Source organism: Streptococcus sp. 1001283B150225_161107_H12 (assembly GCF_015552665.1).
GTDB lineage: Bacteria > Bacillota > Bacilli > Lactobacillales > Streptococcaceae > Streptococcus.
In genome coordinates, this window is record NZ_JADNFC010000002.1 from 373,776 (window position 1) to 393,230 (window position 19,455).

The window sequence follows — 19,455 nt, forward strand, 5'->3', positions numbered from 1 at the left end:
ACTAAAGCTAGCAGTCCAGCCCCTATAGCTGTTGGTATACGGTTATAAAGTCTTAAACTTTTGGAATGTACAAGTTACCAAGAGTAGCTGCCATCACCGCTTTGATTGTGTGCATACGGTTTTCAGCTTGGTCAAAGTGACGAGCATATTTGCTGCGGAACACTTCGTCAGTAACTTCCATTTCTTCTACGCCGAATTTTTCAGCAACATCTTTACCATAAACAGTGTTTGTGTCGTGGAAAGCTGGCAAGCAGTGCAAGAAGATCAAGTCTTCGTTATCAGCTTTCTTAACCAATTCCATGTTTACTTGGTAAGGTTTCAAAAGGGCAACGCGTTCTGCAAATTTGTCTTCTTCACCCATAGATACCCAAACGTCAGTGTAAAGTACATCTGCACCTTTCACAGCTTCGTCAGCATCTTCAGTGATCAAGATATGAGCGCCACTTTCTTTTGCGAATCCTTCTGCCAATTCAACAATTTCTTGTTCTGGGAAGAGTTCTTTTGGTGAGAAGATGTGTACGTTCACACCAAGGATAGCACCTGTTACAAGAAGGCTGTTTGCAACGTTGTTACGTCCGTCACCACAGTACACAAGTGTCAAACCTTCAAGGCGTCCAAAGTTTTCTTGAACAGTCAAGTAGTCTGCAAGCATTTGAGTTGGGTGCCATTCGTCAGTCAAACCATTCCATACTGGAACACCTGAGAATTCAGCCAATTCTTCAACCATACGTTGGCTGAAACCACGGAATTCAATACCGTCAAACATACGTCCAAGAACTTTAGCAGTATCTTCTGTAGATTCTTTTTTACCAAGTTGGATGTCGTTTGCACCAAGGTATTCTGGATGAGCACCAAGGTCGATGGCTGCAGTAGTGAAGGCTGCACGAGTACGAGTTGAAGTTTTTTCAAACAAAAGCGCAATGTTTTTACCAGCTAGGTAGTGGTGTTGGATGTTGCGTTTTTTAAGGTCTTTCAAGTGAGCTGAAAGTCCGATAAGGTATTCTAACTCTGCACGTGTAAAGTCTTTTTCTGCTAAAAAGCTACGTCCTTGGAATACTGAAGTTGTCATTAATTATCTCCTTTTATTATGCATGATAAGATCCTGTCAATCAGTTTAGAGGGCTCAGTTTAGACACTGAGCCCGTCTAACCTGTAGAAGGATGATTAGATTTCTTCACGTTCGAATGGCATTGACATACAACGAGGTCCACCACGACCGCGAACCAATTCACTTCCGCGGATCTTGATCAAACGAAGTCCGTATTCTTCTAATTTCTTGTTGGTAACAGTGTTACGGTCGTATACAACTACCACACCAGGTGCGATTGTAAGAGTATTTGATCCGTCGTTCCATTGTTCACGCGCAGCAGCAACGATGTTGCCATCTCCACATGGAATCAACGTAACTTTTTCTACACCAAGGTTTTCAGCAAGCAATTCAGCCAAATCACCTTTTTCTTCAACGATCTTCAATTGTTCGTTTTCATAAGTTACAGAGAAGACGCGAAGGTTACCTTGGATTTCAGGGTGGATTGTGAATTTATCGTAGTCCACCATTGTGAATACTGTATCCAAGTGCATGAATTTACGGTTGTTAGCAAATTCGAAGGCCAATACTTTCTTGAAGCCAACGTTCTTCTTGAAGATGTTTACCAACAATTTTTCGATTGATGCAGCATCTGTACGTTGTGAGATACCAACTGCCAATACATCTTTAGAAAGTACCAACTCATCTCCACCTTCGATACGAGTATCTTCTTCACGGTTGTAGACAAGTTCAACTTTTCCACCGTAAACTGGGTGGTATTTGAAGATGTATTTACCATACAAAGTTTCACGGTTACGTGTATCTGCGTACATGTGGTTCAATGATACTGCATTACCAATTGTAGCAAATGGGTCACGTGTGAAGTACAAGTTTGGCATTGGGTCGATTGCAAATGGATAGTCAGATTCAACAAGGTCTGTCAATCCTTTTGCTTCTTCAGGAATTTCTGGAAGTTCAGCTTTTTGAACCCCTGCCATTGTTTTTTCAACCAATTCTTGGTTGTCTTCAATGCTGTGAAGCAATTCACGGATCGCAACTTTTGTTTGGCGTCCACGAATGTTTGCTTCTTCAAGGTATTCTTCGATGAACTGATCACGAATTTCTGGAGAAGTCAATGATTCAGCAGCCAACTGCTCAAGATAAAGTACTTCGATTCCTTCGTTACGAAGTGCTTCAGCAAATGCGTCGTGTTCTTTTTGAGCATCTTCCAAGAATGGAATATCATCAAAAAGAAGACGTTCAAGATAGTCAGGCATCAAGTTTTCCAACTCTTTACCTGGACGGTGCAAACAAACTTTTTTCAGTTTTCCAATTTCTGAGAAAACATGAATTGGGTGTGTAGACATCTATAGTCCTCCTTTTTTCTTGCGGTTTAGCTTAGCTAATCCCGTTTACGTGTTTCATTTTATCACCAATTGGTACCGCTTTCACAACCAATCTTCCATTACGAATGCCAAGAATTTGACACTTTTTTAAATATTACCCTCGTTTTATGAAAAATGAACCGCTTTCTTTGGATATTTTGCTAAATATATTCTTTTTGTGAGTAAATATTTTTTTATTTGATTTTTGAAACTTTTTAACGTTTTTGACAGAAAATAAAAGAAGCCCTACTAGGCTTCTTCAAAACTATCTAAAAAGAATGGAAGATCAAGAAAAGTTAATCTCTTATGCTTGTACTCGATTCTCTCCTCTTCTAGGAGCTTCTTTAACACTTGATTGACGGTTTCCCTCGTCGTCGCAGCTAATCTAGCCAACTCTTTCATGCTCATTGGAAAAGGGATGGTTGGACCAAACTTTTGATAATCCTTACAGAGTAGAGCTAAGGATTGGATCACACGATCACTGGCACTGGCTGCGACCACATTACGAAGCCGCAACTCCTGGAACTCCAAAATTTTTGAAAGTTTTCTCGTAATGAAGAGAACTTGTTCCATACTGGACTGGACAATTTCCTCATAAAGCTGAACAGGAATACTGAAGTATTTTACGGTTGTCATGGAAGTGGCTGTATAGTGATAAGTTGAATCTGTAAACATACCACCGTATGGGAAGACAGCTCCTTCTTTAATGTAATCCATATACGAGAAGGTGTCTGAAGAATCAAACTCCTCAATGCGGACATAGCCTTCCACCACTAAAAAGATACGATCGCGCTTATCACCAGCAAAAAATAGGATCTGTCCCTTTGGAATTTCTCTATAATGGATTTCTACAGCTAATTTATCGAATTTTTCAACTGGAATTTCTGAGAAAGCTGGATGGGATCGAATCAACTGATAATCTTCTTTTGTAATCATTTCTATTCTTTCTTTAGGTTCTTTAGTTATTATATCATATTTATTTACTGACCTCAAAGAATGTCACCAGGATTTTAGCTATTAAAACAATATTTTCCATAGAAAAAACCTTCCCAAAACTGTTTTGGGAAAGCTTCTAAATCGTTAATTGACATTTACACGGTGCCATTCATTGATCACATAGCAGAGTTGGCCAAGTAAATGAAGACCATAGCCACTGATCTCCGTACTTTCTGGAGTAGTTCCCCCTAGACCAGCTGTAAAAATTGAGATGAGGTAGGGTGTTTGTTCGTAAACGATGGCTTCGACATTGAGGGCTTCCGCTACATAACCAGGTTTTTGCTGAATGATCAAATCTGGTAAATACCGTTTGTAGTATTCATTTGGGAAGGACTCTCCGATCAATTCTAGCAAGGTCGCATACTTTTCTTTATGATTCCAGAGATAGTCTAAGACTTGAATATAGTAATCAGATGTCGTTTTGTTTTCAGGACTGATGGTTTTTATTTCTGCACGGGATTTCCCATATTTTTCATACTTCCCGTAAACATTGTCCATACCACCAAAGCGGTCGGCCAAGGCATATGCCGGCGTATTTTCTGAATAGACAAGAGAATACCGCTGCATATCTGGAATCGTCATAGCGCCACCGAAAGCAGCTACATAATTATCGTGCTCTCCAAGGTACTCGTAGTAAGTATTGGTAATATCAAATTCATCCGTTAAATTTAATTTCCCTGCATCGACTTCATCCACGACTAACATATTGAGGGGGAGTTTATAGGTACTTCCAGCTGTCATCGGCTGCAACTCATTCATTGAAAACTGTTGGCCTGTCGCAGGATTTTTGTAGGTAAAGGTGATTTGGGAAGGATCAATACCATATTCAGCCATGTAGTCTTGTACAACTTCTACCAAGCCTTTATTGGCATAATCATAGACAAGACCTAAATTCTCCATGGTTTCACGATCTTGATCTATGACAGCTTGTTTTTCTTCAGGAGTTTTGACACGAGGAGGTTGGAGAGGCTGCTTCTCTTCCTTGGACTCAACTGGTTGAGCTGTCGTTTCCTCTTGAGCAAGCGGTGAGGCCGGAGCCTGATAAAGATGGAGGTAAGTTAACGCTCCAACTCCTCCTATACATAGTAAAATTCCCAACACAATCATGATCGATCGAACATTAAATATTTTTTTCATATGAAGTTAATTATAAAAGATTCTCTTTAAAATAACAAGGTGTTTCCGGATCAGAAAACGATTTCTTCTAGAAGAAATTTTTTAGCGATTTCCAGATCAATCCTTCTTCATTTTCCTAATAGTCCATCCCCTTTTGACTGTCTTATTTCCGCTTAAAGGATCCTATGATCAGTTTTGCCACTTCACGCGCAATGGTACGGAACAAGGAACTGATAAAGGAATCTTTGGCCTTTTCTAAACTAGATTTCCGCGGACGGCCCGGACTCCGTTTTTGACTGGCCTTCTCTTCTGCAACTCTTGCTTTATCTTCCTCTTCTCGCTCCTTTTCCTTCTCTTCTCTAGCAGATTTTTCAGTCAATTTTTCATAAGCTGATTCATTGTCTACTCGAACAGCATATTTTTGATGGAAAGGAGAGCTGGTAATCAAGGCCAACTGTTCACTCTCGTTTAACAAATCAAAGCTCGATTGTGGAGACAAAATATAGGAGCGTTCAACCACACTTGGTTGCCCCTTTTCATTTAGGAAGGAAACGAGAGCTTCCCCTGTTCCCAACTCCGTCAAGACAGTTTCCGTATCAAATTCTGGGTTTGGTCGGAAGCTTTGAGCAGCAACCTTGATGGCCTTCATTTCTTTTGGCGTATAGGCACGCAAGGCATGTTGGACACGATTCCCAAGCTGAGCCAATACAGACTCAGGAAGATCTTGAGGATTCTGTGTAATAAAGTAGATCCCCACTCCTTTAGACCGGATAAGGCGAACGACTTGCTCAACTTTTTCCAGGAAGAGCTTGCTCGCATCATTAAACAAGAGGTGGGCTTCATCAAAGAAGAAGACAAATTTCGGTTTTTCTAGATCTCCAACTTCTGGTAAGGTCTCGAACAGACGAGACAACATCCAGATCAGGAAGGTTGAATAGAGCTTAGGGGAGTTGAAAAGACGAGTCGCTGATAGAATGTTGATGTATCCTCGTCCACTGCTGTCCAATTGCATAAAATCTTGAAGGTCCAAGGCTGGCTCTCCGAAGAATTGATCTGCCCCCTCTTGCTCTAGCACTAACAAGCTTCGTTGAATAGCTCCCACTGATTGTTTACTGATATTGCCATATTGAGCGGAATAGTCTGAAGCATGGTCATAGACTTCCTTCAAAAGACTCTGTAAATCCTTCAGATCAATCAAAGGCCAATTTTTTTCTTTAGCTAATTTAAAGACGATGGCCAAAATCCCTGTTTGTGTTTCGTTGAGGTCCAACAAGCGCGCTAGCAAAAGAGAGCCCATTCCTTCAATCGTTGCACGGACCGGATGTCCTGCTTGACCAAAGACATCCCATAAGCGAACTGGAAAAGCTTGCGGTTCAAAAGGATCTGTAATACCAAGTAGTTTATAGCGTTCTTCCATCTTTGGCGTCCATTGTCCTGCTTTGGCAAGACCTGAAAGATCTCCCTTGATATCCGCTAGAAACACCGGAATCCCTTGCTGACTTAATTTTTCAGTTATGACTTTTAGGGTCACGGTTTTCCCTGTACCAGTAGCCCCTGCAATTAACCCGTGGCGGTTGAGCATTTTTAGATAAAGTGGCGTATCCACTGCTCCTTTTGTAATCGTAATACTTATCATTTTCATTCTCCCTTTTGTTGAGGTACAGTTTTTTTCAGAAAAAGTGACACGGCTTCTTTCTTATGTAGGAAGCCTTTCTCCTCACTTTCACATACTCTTCTAGTGTATCATTTTCAGGTATAAACGCAAGAAATATCCCTCCCAAAACAGGAGAATCATTTTACTCTACTTTGAGTAATTCTAAAAATAAAAAGCCTGAATCGAGGGGCTCCTTTAAGTGACCTCTTGATTCAAACTTTTTTTATTATGAAAGCTTATTTAGCTGCTGCATAAAGCTCGTCTACTTTGTTCCAGTTAATCACTGAGAAGAAAGCTTTGATGTAGTCAGGACGAACGTTGCGGTATTTCACATAGTAGGCATGTTCCCAAACGTCCAAGCCCAAGATTGGTTTCTTCCCTTCTGAGATTGGTGTGTCTTGGTTAGCTGTTGAAGTCACTTCAAGCTTCCCTTCTTTGTTCACAACCAACCATGCCCATCCAGAACCGAAACGAGTGGTTGCTGCTGCAGTGAAAGCTGCTTGGAATTCTTCGAATGAACCGAAGGCTTCATCGATTGCTGCTGCAAGTTCTGCTGAAGGAGCTGTCTGTTCAGGAGTCATCAATTCCCAGAAAAGCGCGTGGTTCAAGTGTCCACCACCGTTGTTGATAAGCGCTTGGCGGATATCAGCTGGGATCGATTCTACATCTGCCAACAAAGCTTCAAGGTCTTCACCAATTTCAGGGTGTTTTTCAAGAGCTGCATTTGCATTGTTTACGTAAGTTTGATGGTGTTTATCATGGTGCAAGTGCATTGTTTCAGCATCAATGTATGGTTCCAATGCATCGTATGCGTACGGAAGATCTGGTAAAATAATTGCCATGGAAAATACCTCTATTTCTTTATGTATATAAAAATGATAACGCAATCATCCAATTTATTCAACTATTCTGCTTACACAGATGGGTTAGCTAGCTTTAGTACAGCCAAATCAAATAGATAATCTTTCTCATAAGTTCCCGATTTCATTTGGAAGTCGGTATCAATCAAAAGACAAATCGCCTGCTCCAAATAAGCTAGAGAAATCCCTCTACTATCTCTTAGGGCAAATTTGACTTGATAGGGATTTACTTTGCGACCGGTCAGCTCTGATAGGTCTGAAACGATTTGGGATTCTGTTCGTCCCTCTTGCTTCAACAGCTTGACCTGTGTGTAGATGCGGAACTGACTCAATAAAATGGCCAAAAGCTTGATTTCATCCTCTCCTTGCAGCCGAAGGTCCTTGACCAAACTGCGGGCGGGATCAATTTCTTTCTTTAGGATCATCTGGATCAGATCAAACAGATTATCCTGGAGTGTCTTTGGAATAGCCTCTTCTATATCTGAGATGGTAATGCTTGAAGCTCCCTTGTAGGTTTTAAGAAACTCCAAGTTTTTCTGAATCTCACTAAAATCAAAGCCAGATTTGATCAAAAGTTGGTCGAAGGCTTGTGAATCAATCGCTAGTCCCAAAGACTTGATCTCTTCCGTGAAATGGGCACGCAACTCCTGCTCTTTTAATTCAGTCGCTTCCAGCAACTGGGCATCCCTTTTTAAGAGCTTGACAATTCTTCGTTTGCTATCCAGTTTTCCTTCCGCAATGACAATCAAGCGAGTCGTTTCTAAAGGTGCCGATAAGTATCCTTCAAAGGACTGCAATTCATCATCCGTCAGGTATCTTTTTTTTGCGGTCGTCACATCGACAAAATGATCCAAAATCACTATTTTTTCGTCCGCAAAAAATGGAAGGCTGACCAAGTCAAGCTCGACCTCTGCATAAGCTGTTTCCTTCATGTCAAAATAGGAATAGTTCAAATCAGATGAATCGTAGCCAACTTTCTTAAAAAGTTGCTCTTTCATCCACTCAAACTGACCGATGTCATCTCCTGATAGAACCAGGATTGGAGGAAGGTTCTCAGCACTGATTTTTTTAATTGTTTGTAAAGCCTGCATGTTCTGAAGGTACCTCATTCCACTCTCTAAACTGATGCTGGATCTGTTCCGATTCCATTTTCTTTTCAAGAGGTGCTTTCTCTAGTGGAGTTGGTGGAGCCGAAACAATCTGGGGAATAGCTGAAAAACTGTTGGGATCCATCAAATAGGATGGCATACTTGGCGAAGAGACCACGGGACTCGTCGAAGCAAATCCTGAAGAAGCATTCTGGTCCGGTTGTGCAAGTCTAGCACTTGGAAGGACCAAGAGACAAGCCAAGCAGAGCAAGCCTGCAAGAGCTAAGACTAAAAAAATGGAAATAGGAGATAAAAGGTAGAGCAAGATAGGACCTAGAAATAGGAAAATCAAAGACCAATGAAAACCTGCATCTCTCAATCGCCGAACGACTACTGCTTGCTGGGGAACAAAAATAAGATAGAGATAAAGGAGAAAAAAGATGCTGAACCAAGCTGAAACGTCCATCCCGGTCAAGGGAATCACGTCTTCCTCTGATTTCGAATTTGAAAAGAGTAAGACCAATTGGTAAATCCAAAATGGACTGGTAAATAATAAATGCCAGGCTTGGCTAATCCAAAATTCTTTTCTATCTGATTTTCTTGAAAAATCAGCATATTGCATCCAAAACAACTGTAATGATTTCATACTTGTAACCTCATTTCCTTGACTTTATCATAGCAATTTTCAAGCTAGAAATCAAACAGCTCTTATCGAACGGTTTCAATCGTCCACTGATTCCACCCTCTAAAACGAATCGCTCCTTGCTGGTCTGTACGAAAAACAGTCATTTTTAACTCTTTGAAGCGCTCCAAAGTTTCCTGATGAGGATGCTGGTAACGATTTTTTTCGCCCGCAGATATCAAGGCAATTTTTGCTTGGATTTTCTCTAAGAAGGCAGGGTGAGAAGATCCCTTAGAACCATGGTGGCCTGCTTTTAGGACATCCACGCGCAGTTGAGGATATCGGGCTAACAAGGCCTTTTCCCCTTCTTCTTCTAAATCTCCTGTAAAAAGGAAGGACCACCCATAAAAGCGACCATAAAGAACAATGGAATCGTTATTACTCCCATCTCCTACTTCTACCGGATAGAGGACTTCTGCACGCCCATCAAAGATCGACAATTGATCACCAGCCTCCAACGTTTTTACCGGTAAGTTCAATCGTTTGAGCAGACGGACAAAAGAGCCTTTTTTTAAACTTCCCTTAGAAATATTTATTTCCTTTATCCTAACCTTAGTCGCAAGCACTTCCAAATCTCCCATGTGATCTGTGTCAGTATGCGTGAGAATCATATGATCAATCTGGTCAAGCCCCCTGCTTTTGAGATAAGGGAGTAGGGTCCGTTCTGCATTGCTAGTAGACCTTCGCTTTTTCCATTCCTCCTTTTGGCCAAAGTCCACTTTTCCTCCTGTATCAATTAAGATAGTTTTCCCTCGCCAATCACGCAACAAAATACTATCACCTTGACCAATATCAATGATGGTAATCTCATTTTCTAAAGGATGCTTCACGATGGCAAACACAGAGCATACTAAGAGTAAAAACAGGTATCGCCACTTCTTAACCTTTCGTATCTCATAGAGGCAAGCTAGCAAGCACAATAACAAGATGAAAAAATAGATGCTTGGCTGTCCAAAAACCAAGGATTGACTAGTGAAGCTCGCTAGATACTCCATACTTTTTTCCATCCAGACGAAGAAAGGATTCCAGAAGGTCAAGGGATAAAGAAAAGAAAGGAGAAAGACGACACTCAGTCCTGGCAACAACAGAAGGTCAAATAAGAGAGAAAAAATAAAGGTTAGAGGAAGGGACCAGGGTTGGTATTCTCCAAAGAAAAAAATGAGAAAAGGAAGAACCCCTAGTGTTAACACTAGACTCTCCTTGATGACTTTTCGGATTCCCTCCTTCTCCTCTTCGGAAGAGGTTAGAGTCAATATAAAGGCGTAGGCGCAGGATAAGAGACCTCCAGCAGTCAACAAGGAGGACGGTAAAAGAAGGAGTAATAAAAGGAGAGTGACTCCCATATTTTCCATTCCTTTGAGCCCAGCCTGGGCCAGGAGTTTCTGTAAGAGGCTTCGAACGACCGAAACCGAAAAGCCTGTCATTCCAGCATAAAGAAGCGAAAATGGATAGAGGAGGTAGGCAACCTTTTCCTGCTCCAGTCCCAATCGGAGAAAGAAGCGCCGAAAAGCATCTAGGAAGAAGGCAACCTGCATACCCGATAAAGCGAACAGATGGATAATCCCCAAGTTCGAATACAGCTGGCTCATTTCTTCAAACTCTACATCTAAAAAACCAAAAAGCAAACCTGTCATGTAGTGACTCATGGGCTGGGGGAAATGCTGGTGAACCCATACAATGGCCTTTCGCCTCCAACTAGACAGCAGTCCTATGAAATCTCTAAGCTCAGCAGGTCTCTTTTCAAGGATGTGGCTGATTTTTAAAAGGTGATAAATCCCTTGTGTTTTCAGATAAGCCTGGTAATCAAAACCCATAAAATTACGCTGTTTTGTCGGGGTCTCTAACTCCCCTTTGATCCGTAATTCTAGCCCATGATCCAGGTGTTTAAAATAGGCTTGTTCTTCCTCTGACTGAAGCTGGTAGAAAACCTGAAAAGTACGGCTACCCGACTTGGCACGAAAGGATAAAGCATCTCCATTCACCTTGATGGTATCCGGTAAAAGCTGAATGACCCTTGGGACCCTATAATCGCTTGACTCTTGTTTTCCCTGTTCGATCCGGAAAGCAAAACAAAGGGCAAAGAGGGAAAGAAACCCTAGGAGGCACAGAAATCGTTTGCCATCGTAGCGTCTCCTAAACAAGATGAAGAAGGCCAGAAGGAAGATCGAAGCGAGCCAGTGTCCCGTGTAGATCCAATAATAGAGAGCTAAAACCGGCAGGGTGAGATGAAATGGATGAATGTTGAGACTTCTAATCCACTGTAACATGCTCTTTTAACTTTTCTAGCGTCTTTTGGCCAATCCCAGAAACATTTTTCAATTCATCAACAGACTGAAATTTTCCTTTTTCCTCACGATAAGCAATGATATCTTGGGCTCGCTTTTGACCTATACCAGAAATCGTCTGTAGTTCCGCTTCTGTTGCCGTATTGAGATTGACCTTTCCATCTTTTGACTGCTTTTCACCACCGGTCGTCCCAGCAGATGCAGATGCGGACGCAACAGGCGCTACCTCCTCTCCATTCTTAGCAACATAGACGATGGACTCATCCTCCAATTTTTGCGCTAAGTTGACGGATTGGTTGTTGGCTTCGTCTGTCATCCCTCCTGCTTTTTGGACAGCATCATAGACCCGGCTCCCCACGGGAAGTTCGTAGACCCCTGCCTGTCTAACAGCACCCTTCACATCCACCATGATTTTCTCTTGAGAGGAGTCCGTCTTTTCCTCACTCCTCTGTTGAGAGCTAGAAGGGAGGCTTGTCTCTTCCTTAGGGGAAATCTCCTGATCCACCATTTCTAACTGAGAAATGACAGTTTCCGGTCCTTGTGGGGGTTGCTTAGGCCAAAAGAGAAATATTCCTCCCATCACTAGCCCCACAGCAGCCAAACCTAAAAACAGTTTATATTCCTTGATCTTCTCAATCCACGTCTCCATAAATACCCCTTTTATTTTTATTATTCGTAAAAAATCGAAGAAATAAAAAAAGAATGTCAAAAATCACATGATTTTTGACATTCTTTTTATCTAGATTACTGCTTAGTCTTTCCGATGCTTGTCCGGATCCCAAACAAAACTAGCGATATAACTAAACAAGAGGGTCAGTAAAGCGACAACCAAGACAAATGGCAGCAGTAAAAACTTCAACAAACGGATGAAGATAAAAGGTTTTCGGTCGTTGCGGAGTGCCTGAGATTCCGCATCTAAGCGATCAAACTCAGCCTGGATACGTCTTGCAACTTCTTCCACTCCCTCATCATTCATTTTTGCAATATCAGAGATATCAATAGGGTGCCCAAAGTTCATGTCAACCCGTTCACAGGTCGCTAGTCCTTTCAAAGTCATTGGACCCGTATAAGTGACAGGCATAATACGTACCTTGGCCATCTTGGCAATCACAGCAACTCCACCCTTAACATCCTGAGAATGGCGACTTCCACTTGGAAACATAATCAAGGAACGCTTGCTTTTTTTGAGCATATTCACTGGGTATTTAATCGCTGCTGTACCTGGATTTTCACGGTCAATTGGGAAAGCCCCGCACATGCGAATCCACCATCCAAAAATCCGATTGGTAAAGAGTTCCTTCTTAGCCATAAAGATAAATTGCTTGGGTTTAGTCGCAAAGGCCATGTAGACCGGATCCCACCAAGTTCGATGAGGAGCTACGAGAATGTAATTTTCCTCTTGACTCGGAATCAGTTCCTTATGATGGTAATGAGCATTTCCATTCAGAACCCATAAAATAAAGGTCACTAAGCCACGTAAATAGGTATAAAACATGCTTTCTCCTTTGATAATTCTCTTGTTTATCCATTATACCGTATCCTTCTCTTCCCCGCAAATCTTTTCAAAAACTTGATGACTCAACAAACTGACTGCATCTAGTCTTTTTCTTAAAAAAATGATATGATGTTTTTATGGAAATGAATGAATTAAAGGGATTAACCCATGAAGAGGTCCGCAAAAAAATACAGCGTGGCCAAACCAACGAATTTAAAGCGAATACCAGTACCAGTACCTGGCAAATCATCAAGCGCAATGTCTTCACCTTGTTTAATGCTTTGAACTTTGTGATTGCCCTCGCTTTGGTTGCGGTACAAGCCTGGAGCAATCTGGTCTTTTTTGCAGTCATCTGCTTTAATGCCTTATCCGGGATTGCTACAGAGCTCCGCGCTAAACGGATGATTGATAAATTGAACTTGATGAGTAAGGAGCTCGTCACTGTCATCCGAGCCGGGGAAGAGGAAACCATTGATCCAGAGGAAATCGTCCTTGGCGACCTGATTAAGCTATCTGCTGGAGACCAAATTCCGAGTGATGCCATCGTTCAAAAGGGAGTTGCTGAAGCCAACGAAGCCATGCTGACGGGAGAAAGTGACTTGGTTCTCAAGGAAGAGGGAGATGAACTTCTATCCGGTAGCTTCTTAGCGAGTGGCCAGGTCTACGCTCGTGTCAAACGTGTGGGGGCCAATAACTATGCTAATAAATTGATGGTTGAGGCGAAAACTCTCAAACCCATCAACTCTCGCATCCTCTACAATCTCGCAAAAATCTCTAGTTTTACTGGAAAGATTATTATCCCATTTGGAATCGCCCTCTTCTGTGAAGCCTTTTTGATTAAACTGCTTCCAGTGAAAGATTCTGTGATTACCTCTTCCACTGCTCTCCTGGGCATGTTGCCAAAAGGGATTGCCCTTCTGACAGTGACCTCACTCTTGACAGCCGTGATCAAGTTGGGGATGCGCAAGGTCTTGGTCCAAGAAATGTACTCTGTGGAAACCTTGGCTCGTGTCGATACTCTTTGTTTGGATAAGACAGGAACCATCACCCAAGGAAAAATGACCGTCAAAGGCATTCACTCCCTGTCTGAACACTTTTCTGAAGAAACTATCGAAGTTATTCTCGCTGCCTATATGCAAAATTCTGAGGATAACAACCCAACTGCCCAAGCTATCCGCAAAGCATATGGCGAGTTAGAACACGCTTATACAGCAGAATCAATCATTCCATTTTCAAGTGATCGAAAATGGGGGGCCATGACCCTGACCAACTTGGGGACCGTTTATTTAGGGGCCCCAGAAATGCTCCTCAAAGAAAATCCTCCAGCGGTATTGGAAGCCCAAGCCCATGGATCACGGGTCTTGATCTTAGCTCGCAGTGTGGAAGCCATTGATATGCATGATTTGACTTTGCCAAGTGATGTAGAAGCGATCGCCGTCATTGAAATCCTCGATCCAATCCGCGAAGGGGCTGCCGAAACCTTGGATTATCTTCGCTCCCAAGATGTAGATCTCAAAATCATCTCTGGTGATAATCCAGTCACTGTTTCTTACATTGCTAAGGAAGCTGGTTTTGAAAGCTACGAAAGTTATATTGACTGTTCTAAGATTGAGGACGATGAGTTGGTGGACCTAGCTGAAAGTACAGCCATTTTTGGACGGGTTTCTCCTCATCAAAAGAAACTCTTGATTCAAACCCTCAAGGCTGCTGGTCGAACCACTGCCATGACAGGGGACGGGGTCAATGATATCCTAGCCTTACGAGAAGCTGACTGCTCCATCGTGATGGCCGAAGGCGATCCTGCAACTCGTCAAATTGCCAATCTCGTCTTGTTAAACTCTGACTTTAATGATGTTCCAGAAATTCTCTTTGAAGGTCGTCGGGTCGTCAATAACATTGGACGAATCGCTCCTATCTTCTTTATTAAGACGATCTACTCCTTCATTCTGGCGATTATTTGTATCGCAAGTGCCCTTTTATTTGACATCAACTACTTGTTGATCTTCCCATTTATTCCGATTCAGATTACACTGATTGACCAGTTTGTCGAAGGATTCCCTCCATTTGTCTTGACCTTTGAACGAAACATTAAGCCAGTGGAAAAACACTTCCTCAAACGCTCCTTGCATCTGGCCTTACCAAATGCCTTGATGGTTGTCTTTAGCGTCTTATTTGTTCGTTTATGGGGAGCTCATCATGGCTGGTCTAGCCTGGACATGTCTACCCTTTCCTACTACTTGTTAGGATCTATTGGCTTCTTGTCCGTTATTCGGGCTTGCTTGCCACTCAATATCTGGCGAGGTCTCTTAATTATCTTCTCTGTCTGCGGTTTCTATCTCTCTGCCTTTTACTTGAAAGGTCTGATTGAAATCGGAACATTGACAGCTGTGACCTTCCCAGTCTACCTTGCCTTGATGGCTCTCTTTACGGGAATCTTCATCTTGGCGACCATTTATCAAAAATATGAATTTGATTAAACAACTCTTTGATAAGGATGGAACAAAAGTTCTGTCCTTATTTTTTCTTATCCCTTTCTATGCTTTTCCCCGCCCTCTTTTCATGCTATAATAGAGCCATGAACGATATCGAATTAAAAGACGGCGAACGCGTCAACCAACTATTTTCTAGTGATGTAAAAATCATTCAAAACAGAGAGGTTTTTAGCTATTCTATTGATAGTGTCCTTTTGTCACGTTTTCCTAAGTTGCCCAACCGTGGTCTGATTGTCGATCTTTGTGCCGGCAATGGCGCTGTCGGACTCTTCGCTAGCACGCGCACCAAAGCAACCATCGTTGGAGTGGAGATTCAAGAAAGACTCGCCGACATGGCAGAGCGTTCCATCCAATTGAATGGCCTCTCCGACCGTATGTCCATGATTACCGATGATTTAAAAAATTTGCCCCACCATTTCCCTGGTAGTAAAATCGACCTTATTCTCTGTAATCCTCCCTACTTTAAAGTGGACGAGCATTCCAATTTAAATGAGAGCCCTCATTATTTGCTAGCTCGTCACGAGATCACCACCAATTTGGACCAAATTTGTCAAGTGGCCCAACGGACTCTCAAGTCCAATGGCCGACTCGTCATGGTACATCGTCCGGATCGCTTCTTAGATATCATTGAAACCATGAAACACTACAATCTGCCTCCTAAACGGATTCAATTTGTCTATCCCAAGGTCCATAAAGATGCCAACATGCTTCTCATTGAGGCCATTAAAGATGGATCGCGAGATGGTCTAAAAATTCTGCCTCCACTGTTCATCCATGAGGAAGATGGAAGCTATACGCCGGAGATTCATGAGATTTATTATGGAAACTAAAGCTTATATGTATGTAGTCCAGTGTGCAGATGGGACCCTTTATACTGGCTACACCACCGATATCGAACGCCGTATCAAAACCCACAATGCTGGCAAAGGCGCCAAATATACACGTCCCAGACTTCCTGTGACCTTGATCTACCAAGAGTCTTTCCCCGACAAAAGAGCTGCTATGTCAGCCGAAGCACTCTTTAAACGGAAGAGCCGAGAGGAAAAACTGACCTATATCAAGCATCAACAATCTAAACTAGATCCAGAATAGAGGTAACCTAAATGATCTAACAATCATCTGTTTGCATGCTAAAAGGAGCCACAAGAGCTCCTTTTTTTAATCATCTAGGATTCGTCATCAAGGGTCTTCAAAAATGCCCAATTTCCAACACTTTGTTTTCCATAGTCAAGCACCATAGAATCTAATAGAACGAATTCATTTTTTTCATAGAAAAAGACATTTTGCTGGGTACTGGTAATCAAGCCTAGACGCTTACAACCTTTGGCCTTGACGTAAGGCTCAATCCCGTTTTGGAGAAAATGACTACCAACACCTTGGCCCTGAATAGTTGGGCTCACAGCAAACATCATTAAATACCAGTCGAAGTTTCCGGATTTTTTCAAATGTTGCTCCGAACGCTCCACCAGGTCCAGATATTTCATTAATTTCCAAGGGCTAATGTAACGGAATAACTTAAAAATTCCATTTAGTAGGTAAGAGACCATTGAGAAATCTTTTTGTTGCAAGAGTCCTACAGCTATAATTTCTCCATCTCGTTCAGCAACTAGGCAAGTTTCCCCTTTGATGTAGAGCTTGACTAACAAGGTATGCAATAGCTCAATAAAGGCCGGAAAGTATTCAGGCTTTTTTAAATCTTCTTTAATGACGGTTAAAAATGGATAATTCATAAAAGCATCAGCGCAGACTTTTCCAATTAGCTTGTACTCATCTAGCCTTGCTTCTCTATATACGATCCTTTCCATACGCCAACTCCTTCATTCTAATAAGTCCATTATACTGTAAAATACTCTTTTTTTCGATTGCAATATGAAATTATCACATAAATTCTTACAAATCCGAAGCCATTTGAATAGTGAATGAAAGCTTAATCAGATTTATGAACATTGGGAACCAATTTTTGATGAATGACGGAACTACTCCTGCATAGAAACAAAAAAATAGTCCTTCTAGATTTTTCTAGAAAGACTATTTGATACGTTAGGAACTAAGAAAATTAAATACGCTCTTTCCAAGAAGTTGCGACTTGGTCTAAGACTTGGTTGAGCTCTTCAATGTTGCGACGACCTTCTGTACGGAGCCATTCACGAGCTGCTGCTTCGCCATTCTTGATGTAGGCTTCTACAGATCCAGCCCAAGTTGCACGACCACAAAGGACCCCGTTGAAGTTCGCGCCTGCTTCATGCGCAAAGACGAGGGTTTCTTGGAAAAGTTTGGCAGAAACACCTGCACTCAAGTAGATGTATGGAAGGTTAGTTGCTTCTTCTTGTTCTTTAAAGAAGGCAGCAGCTTCTTCACGGCTATGAACGATTTCTCCATCTCCAAAACCTTCAACGTATTTGACATTGACTGGCACTTCTACCTTCAAGACATCGATGTTGAAGCGTGGGTCTGAGAAGACTTTCATAGCTTCGATGACCTTACGAGGTTTTACTTTCGCATATTCTACAGATCCGGCATCCGCGATTTTTTCATCATAAGCCAAGATTTCAAGGAAGAATGGAATTTCTTCTGCAACACATTCTGAACCAATGCGTTCGATGTAGGCTTGTTTTTCTTGGTTAAGTTCTTCTGCACTATCCACATCATAGTAGAGCAAGAATTTCACTGCATCTGCACCCTGTTCTTTGATGCGTTTAGCTGACCAAAGGTTAAGGCAGTCTGGCAGACGCTTGGTGCTAGAAGTGTCGTAGCCAGTTTTTTCATAAGCCAACAAGAGACCTGCTTCTGCATCCAAGACCTTAGTAGCAGGAAGTCCATACTCAGGATCCAAGAGCATAGAAGATGCGAATGGTGTCAATTCTTCAGCCACCAAGACCTTCAATTCTTCCATTTGAGCCACTGTTGGTTCTGTATCTTGGTACTGAGCCATGAGGCGTTTCAAGGCACCACGTTGGTCAAAGGCCAAGGCTGAAATCACACCCTCTTTGGTGCTCAATTTTTCTAAATAGTTGCGTTTTTGTTCTGTTAATACCATCTTATACCTCTTTTACAATTATATTCTGATACAAATCATCGTAGTGGGCCATATTGACATGCCCTGTCATCTTTTCTTGGGCATTTAGCATCCCTAAGACCATAGCATGGGTCAAGAGGGCCGCGTCATCTTTTCCGCTACTGAGGGCAGCAGAGATCCCAGCCACGGTTGAATCTCCAGATCCCACTGGATTAACCACTTCAATTTTTGGAATATCTACTTTATAGAAGACATCACCATGTTTGGCAAAGGCACCATCTCCACCTAAGGAGACGATAATCCATTCGATTCCTTCAAACAGTGGGTCTTTCAAAACTTCTTTTAAGTCCTCAAAATCCGCTGAAACATCCCGTCCTAAGAGTTGAGATAATTCTTCGCGATTGGGTTTAATCACCGTTGGTTTGAATGGTGAGTGAAGGACCGCTTCTAAAGATTTGCCTGATGAATCAAGTACAACCTTGCGTCCTGCTTCTTTTGCAATCTCAATTAGGCTCGCATAATAGTCCACTGGTAGCCCTGTAGGAAGACTCCCCGAAATAGCAATCACATCCGCTGTCGGCATGAGGAGTTTGAAATGATGAAGGAATCCTAAAGCTTCCGTCCGGATAATTTCTGGACCCGCTTCTAAGATTTCTGTTTGATTTCCTTCATGCAAGATGGCGATACAGTTCCGCGTATCTCCCAGGATATCATAGAAGAAGGATTGGACATCTCGTGGAAGATGGGTCTTGATGAATTGACCATTGGTCCCCCCAACAAAACCTGTTGCTCCAACTGTTTCACCGCTCTCAGCTAGGACACGGGTGACATTTAACCCTTTCCCACCAGCCGTCTTAGAAACTTCCGACACACGATTCACAGTATCCAACTTTAATTCTTCCAAGGGATAAGAAATATCAATGGAAGGATTCAAGGTGACAGTTAAGATCATATCCTCACCTCTTAGTCGTGGTATTCACCACGATCCCATTTTTCAAGGAATTCTGTAAAGAAGTCTGCATCCTCTTGGTGATCATTATGGGTTTCCAAATGTTGAATCTTGGCAATCAATTTCTTGTTTTCTTCACTTGGTTTGTATTCTGCATGAATGAAAGCTTCAATGATATCACACATGAGCAACTCACCGGTTACTTTCCCACCAAAACCAATCACGTTGGCATTCAACTCTTCTTTCGCATAAAGAGCAGTTGTCATGTCGCGAACCAAGGCTGAACGGATTCCAGGAACCTTGTTAACAGCGTTGTTAATTCCAACACCAGTACCACAGATACATACTCCAAGATCTGCTTGACCACTAGCGACTGCTTCTCCGACTTTTTTCCCAAAAATTGGGTAGTG

18 protein-coding genes are annotated in these 19,455 nt (G+C 42.1%); 3 read left to right on the forward strand and 15 right to left on the reverse strand.

The window, feature by feature from the left end:
- Window positions 1–52 precede the first annotated feature (52 nt).
- The 11 genes from argF to I2C87_RS05190 all read right to left on the reverse strand — a co-directional run bounded on the left by argF (window position 53) and on the right by I2C87_RS05190 (window position 12,588).
- Window positions 53–1,069 (reverse strand): ornithine carbamoyltransferase, encoded by a 1,017-nt coding sequence (argF, locus tag I2C87_RS05140; protein WP_023022690.1) that lies wholly within the window; start codon window positions 1,067–1,069, stop codon window positions 53–55.
- Between the two features lie 95 nt (window positions 1,070–1,164).
- A complete protein-coding gene (arcA, locus tag I2C87_RS05145) occupies window positions 1,165–2,394 on the reverse strand; it encodes an arginine deiminase (RefSeq protein WP_009732527.1) in 1,230 nt (409 codons plus the stop codon).
- A 267-nt stretch (window positions 2,395–2,661) separates the two neighbouring features.
- Entirely contained in the window at window positions 2,662–3,348 is a 687-nt protein-coding gene (locus I2C87_RS05150) for a Crp/Fnr family transcriptional regulator (RefSeq protein WP_129822237.1), read from the reverse strand.
- Window positions 3,349–3,492: 144 nt separating this feature from the next.
- A complete protein-coding gene (locus I2C87_RS05155; RefSeq protein ID WP_129822238.1) occupies window positions 3,493–4,545 on the reverse strand; it encodes a serine hydrolase in 1,053 nt (350 codons plus the stop codon).
- A gap of 142 nt (window positions 4,546–4,687) precedes the next feature.
- Window positions 4,688–6,160: a helicase HerA-like domain-containing protein gene (locus I2C87_RS05160; protein ID WP_195324160.1), complete on the reverse strand. Its 1,473-nt coding sequence runs from the start codon at window positions 6,158–6,160 to the stop codon at window positions 4,688–4,690.
- A gap of 254 nt (window positions 6,161–6,414) precedes the next feature.
- Window positions 6,415–7,020: a superoxide dismutase SodA gene (gene sodA, locus I2C87_RS05165; RefSeq protein WP_129822240.1), complete on the reverse strand. Its 606-nt coding sequence runs from the start codon at window positions 7,018–7,020 to the stop codon at window positions 6,415–6,417.
- A 71-nt stretch (window positions 7,021–7,091) separates the two neighbouring features.
- Window positions 7,092–8,129, reverse strand: a complete 1,038-nt coding sequence (gene holA, locus I2C87_RS05170; protein ID WP_129822351.1) for a DNA polymerase III subunit delta — start codon at window positions 8,127–8,129, stop codon at window positions 7,092–7,094.
- Window positions 8,107–8,772, reverse strand: a complete 666-nt coding sequence (locus I2C87_RS05175) for a DUF805 domain-containing protein (protein WP_129822241.1) — start codon at window positions 8,770–8,772, stop codon at window positions 8,107–8,109. Before I2C87_RS05175 ends, holA begins: the two co-directional genes overlap by 23 nt.
- 62 nt (window positions 8,773–8,834) lie before the next feature.
- The gene (locus tag I2C87_RS05180) at window positions 8,835–11,075 is read right to left on the reverse strand and encodes a DNA internalization-related competence protein ComEC/Rec2 (RefSeq protein WP_129822242.1); all 2,241 of its coding nucleotides are present in this window, start codon (window positions 11,073–11,075) and stop codon (window positions 8,835–8,837) included.
- Window positions 11,059–11,742: a helix-hairpin-helix domain-containing protein gene (locus I2C87_RS05185; protein ID WP_129268770.1), complete on the reverse strand. Its 684-nt coding sequence runs from the start codon at window positions 11,740–11,742 to the stop codon at window positions 11,059–11,061. Before I2C87_RS05185 ends, I2C87_RS05180 begins: the two co-directional genes overlap by 17 nt.
- Before the next feature lie 102 nt (window positions 11,743–11,844).
- On the reverse strand, window positions 11,845–12,588 hold the full coding sequence (locus I2C87_RS05190) for a lysophospholipid acyltransferase family protein (RefSeq protein WP_195324161.1): 744 nt from the start codon (window positions 12,586–12,588) through the stop codon (window positions 11,845–11,847).
- Between the two features lie 137 nt (window positions 12,589–12,725).
- On the opposite strand from I2C87_RS05190, the gene I2C87_RS05195 reads away from it, so the two are divergent.
- The 3 genes from I2C87_RS05195 to I2C87_RS05205 all read left to right on the forward strand — a co-directional run bounded on the left by I2C87_RS05195 (window position 12,726) and on the right by I2C87_RS05205 (window position 16,172).
- A complete protein-coding gene (locus tag I2C87_RS05195; RefSeq protein ID WP_129268766.1) occupies window positions 12,726–15,065 on the forward strand; it encodes an HAD-IC family P-type ATPase in 2,340 nt (779 codons plus the stop codon).
- Between the two features lie 98 nt (window positions 15,066–15,163).
- On the forward strand, window positions 15,164–15,910 hold the full coding sequence (locus I2C87_RS05200; RefSeq protein WP_195324162.1) for a tRNA1(Val) (adenine(37)-N6)-methyltransferase: 747 nt from the start codon (window positions 15,164–15,166) through the stop codon (window positions 15,908–15,910).
- A complete protein-coding gene (locus I2C87_RS05205) occupies window positions 15,900–16,172 on the forward strand; it encodes a GIY-YIG nuclease family protein (RefSeq protein ID WP_048689170.1) in 273 nt (90 codons plus the stop codon). The genes I2C87_RS05200 and I2C87_RS05205 overlap by 11 nt, the downstream gene beginning before the upstream one ends.
- Before the next feature lie 74 nt (window positions 16,173–16,246).
- On the opposite strand, the gene I2C87_RS05210 is transcribed toward I2C87_RS05205, so the two are convergent.
- The 4 genes from I2C87_RS05210 to lacB form a co-directional block, all read right to left on the reverse strand.
- Window positions 16,247–16,885, reverse strand: coding sequence for a GNAT family N-acetyltransferase (locus I2C87_RS05210; protein WP_129268762.1), 639 nt, complete (start codon window positions 16,883–16,885; stop codon window positions 16,247–16,249).
- Window positions 16,886–17,136: 251 nt separating this feature from the next.
- Window positions 17,137–18,117: a tagatose-bisphosphate aldolase gene (lacD, locus tag I2C87_RS05215; RefSeq protein WP_129822243.1), complete on the reverse strand. Its 981-nt coding sequence runs from the start codon at window positions 18,115–18,117 to the stop codon at window positions 17,137–17,139.
- 1 nt (window position 18,118) lies between these two features.
- Complete coding sequence (locus tag I2C87_RS05220) at window positions 18,119–19,048, reverse strand: tagatose-6-phosphate kinase (protein WP_048689159.1); 930 nt, start codon at window positions 19,046–19,048, stop codon at window positions 18,119–18,121.
- 11 nt (window positions 19,049–19,059) lie between these two features.
- On the reverse strand, window positions 19,060–19,455 hold a 396-nt coding region (lacB, locus tag I2C87_RS05225), incomplete at its 5' end, for a galactose-6-phosphate isomerase subunit LacB (protein ID WP_195324163.1).

Coding starts and splice junctions, on each gene's coding strand:
- argF (WP_023022690.1), bottom strand. CDS start 1,069: ATGACAACTTCAGTATTCCAAGGACGTAGCTTTTTAGCAGAAAAAGAC.
- arcA (WP_009732527.1), bottom strand. CDS start 2,394: ATGTCTACACACCCAATTCATGTTTTCTCAGAAATTGGAAAACTGAAA.
- I2C87_RS05150 (WP_129822237.1), bottom strand. CDS start 3,348: ATGATTACAAAAGAAGATTATCAGTTGATTCGATCCCATCCAGCTTTC.
- I2C87_RS05155 (WP_129822238.1), bottom strand. CDS start 4,545: ATGAAAAAAATATTTAATGTTCGATCGATCATGATTGTGTTGGGAATT.
- I2C87_RS05160 (WP_195324160.1), bottom strand. CDS start 6,160: ATGATAAGTATTACGATTACAAAAGGAGCAGTGGATACGCCACTTTAT.
- sodA (WP_129822240.1), bottom strand. CDS start 7,020: ATGGCAATTATTTTACCAGATCTTCCGTACGCATACGATGCATTGGAA.
- holA (WP_129822351.1), bottom strand. CDS start 8,129: ATGCAGGCTTTACAAACAATTAAAAAAATCAGTGCTGAGAACCTTCCT.
- I2C87_RS05175 (WP_129822241.1), bottom strand. CDS start 8,772: ATGAAATCATTACAGTTGTTTTGGATGCAATATGCTGATTTTTCAAGA.
- I2C87_RS05180 (WP_129822242.1), bottom strand. CDS start 11,075: ATGTTACAGTGGATTAGAAGTCTCAACATTCATCCATTTCATCTCACC.
- I2C87_RS05185 (WP_129268770.1), bottom strand. CDS start 11,742: ATGGAGACGTGGATTGAGAAGATCAAGGAATATAAACTGTTTTTAGGT.
- I2C87_RS05190 (WP_195324161.1), bottom strand. CDS start 12,588: ATGTTTTATACCTATTTACGTGGCTTAGTGACCTTTATTTTATGGGTT.
- I2C87_RS05195 (WP_129268766.1), top strand. CDS start 12,726: ATGGAAATGAATGAATTAAAGGGATTAACCCATGAAGAGGTCCGCAAA.
- I2C87_RS05200 (WP_195324162.1), top strand. CDS start 15,164: ATGAACGATATCGAATTAAAAGACGGCGAACGCGTCAACCAACTATTT.
- I2C87_RS05205 (WP_048689170.1), top strand. CDS start 15,900: ATGGAAACTAAAGCTTATATGTATGTAGTCCAGTGTGCAGATGGGACC.
- I2C87_RS05210 (WP_129268762.1), bottom strand. CDS start 16,885: ATGGAAAGGATCGTATATAGAGAAGCAAGGCTAGATGAGTACAAGCTA.
- lacD (WP_129822243.1), bottom strand. CDS start 18,117: ATGGTATTAACAGAACAAAAACGCAACTATTTAGAAAAATTGAGCACC.
- I2C87_RS05220 (WP_048689159.1), bottom strand. CDS start 19,048: ATGATCTTAACTGTCACCTTGAATCCTTCCATTGATATTTCTTATCCC.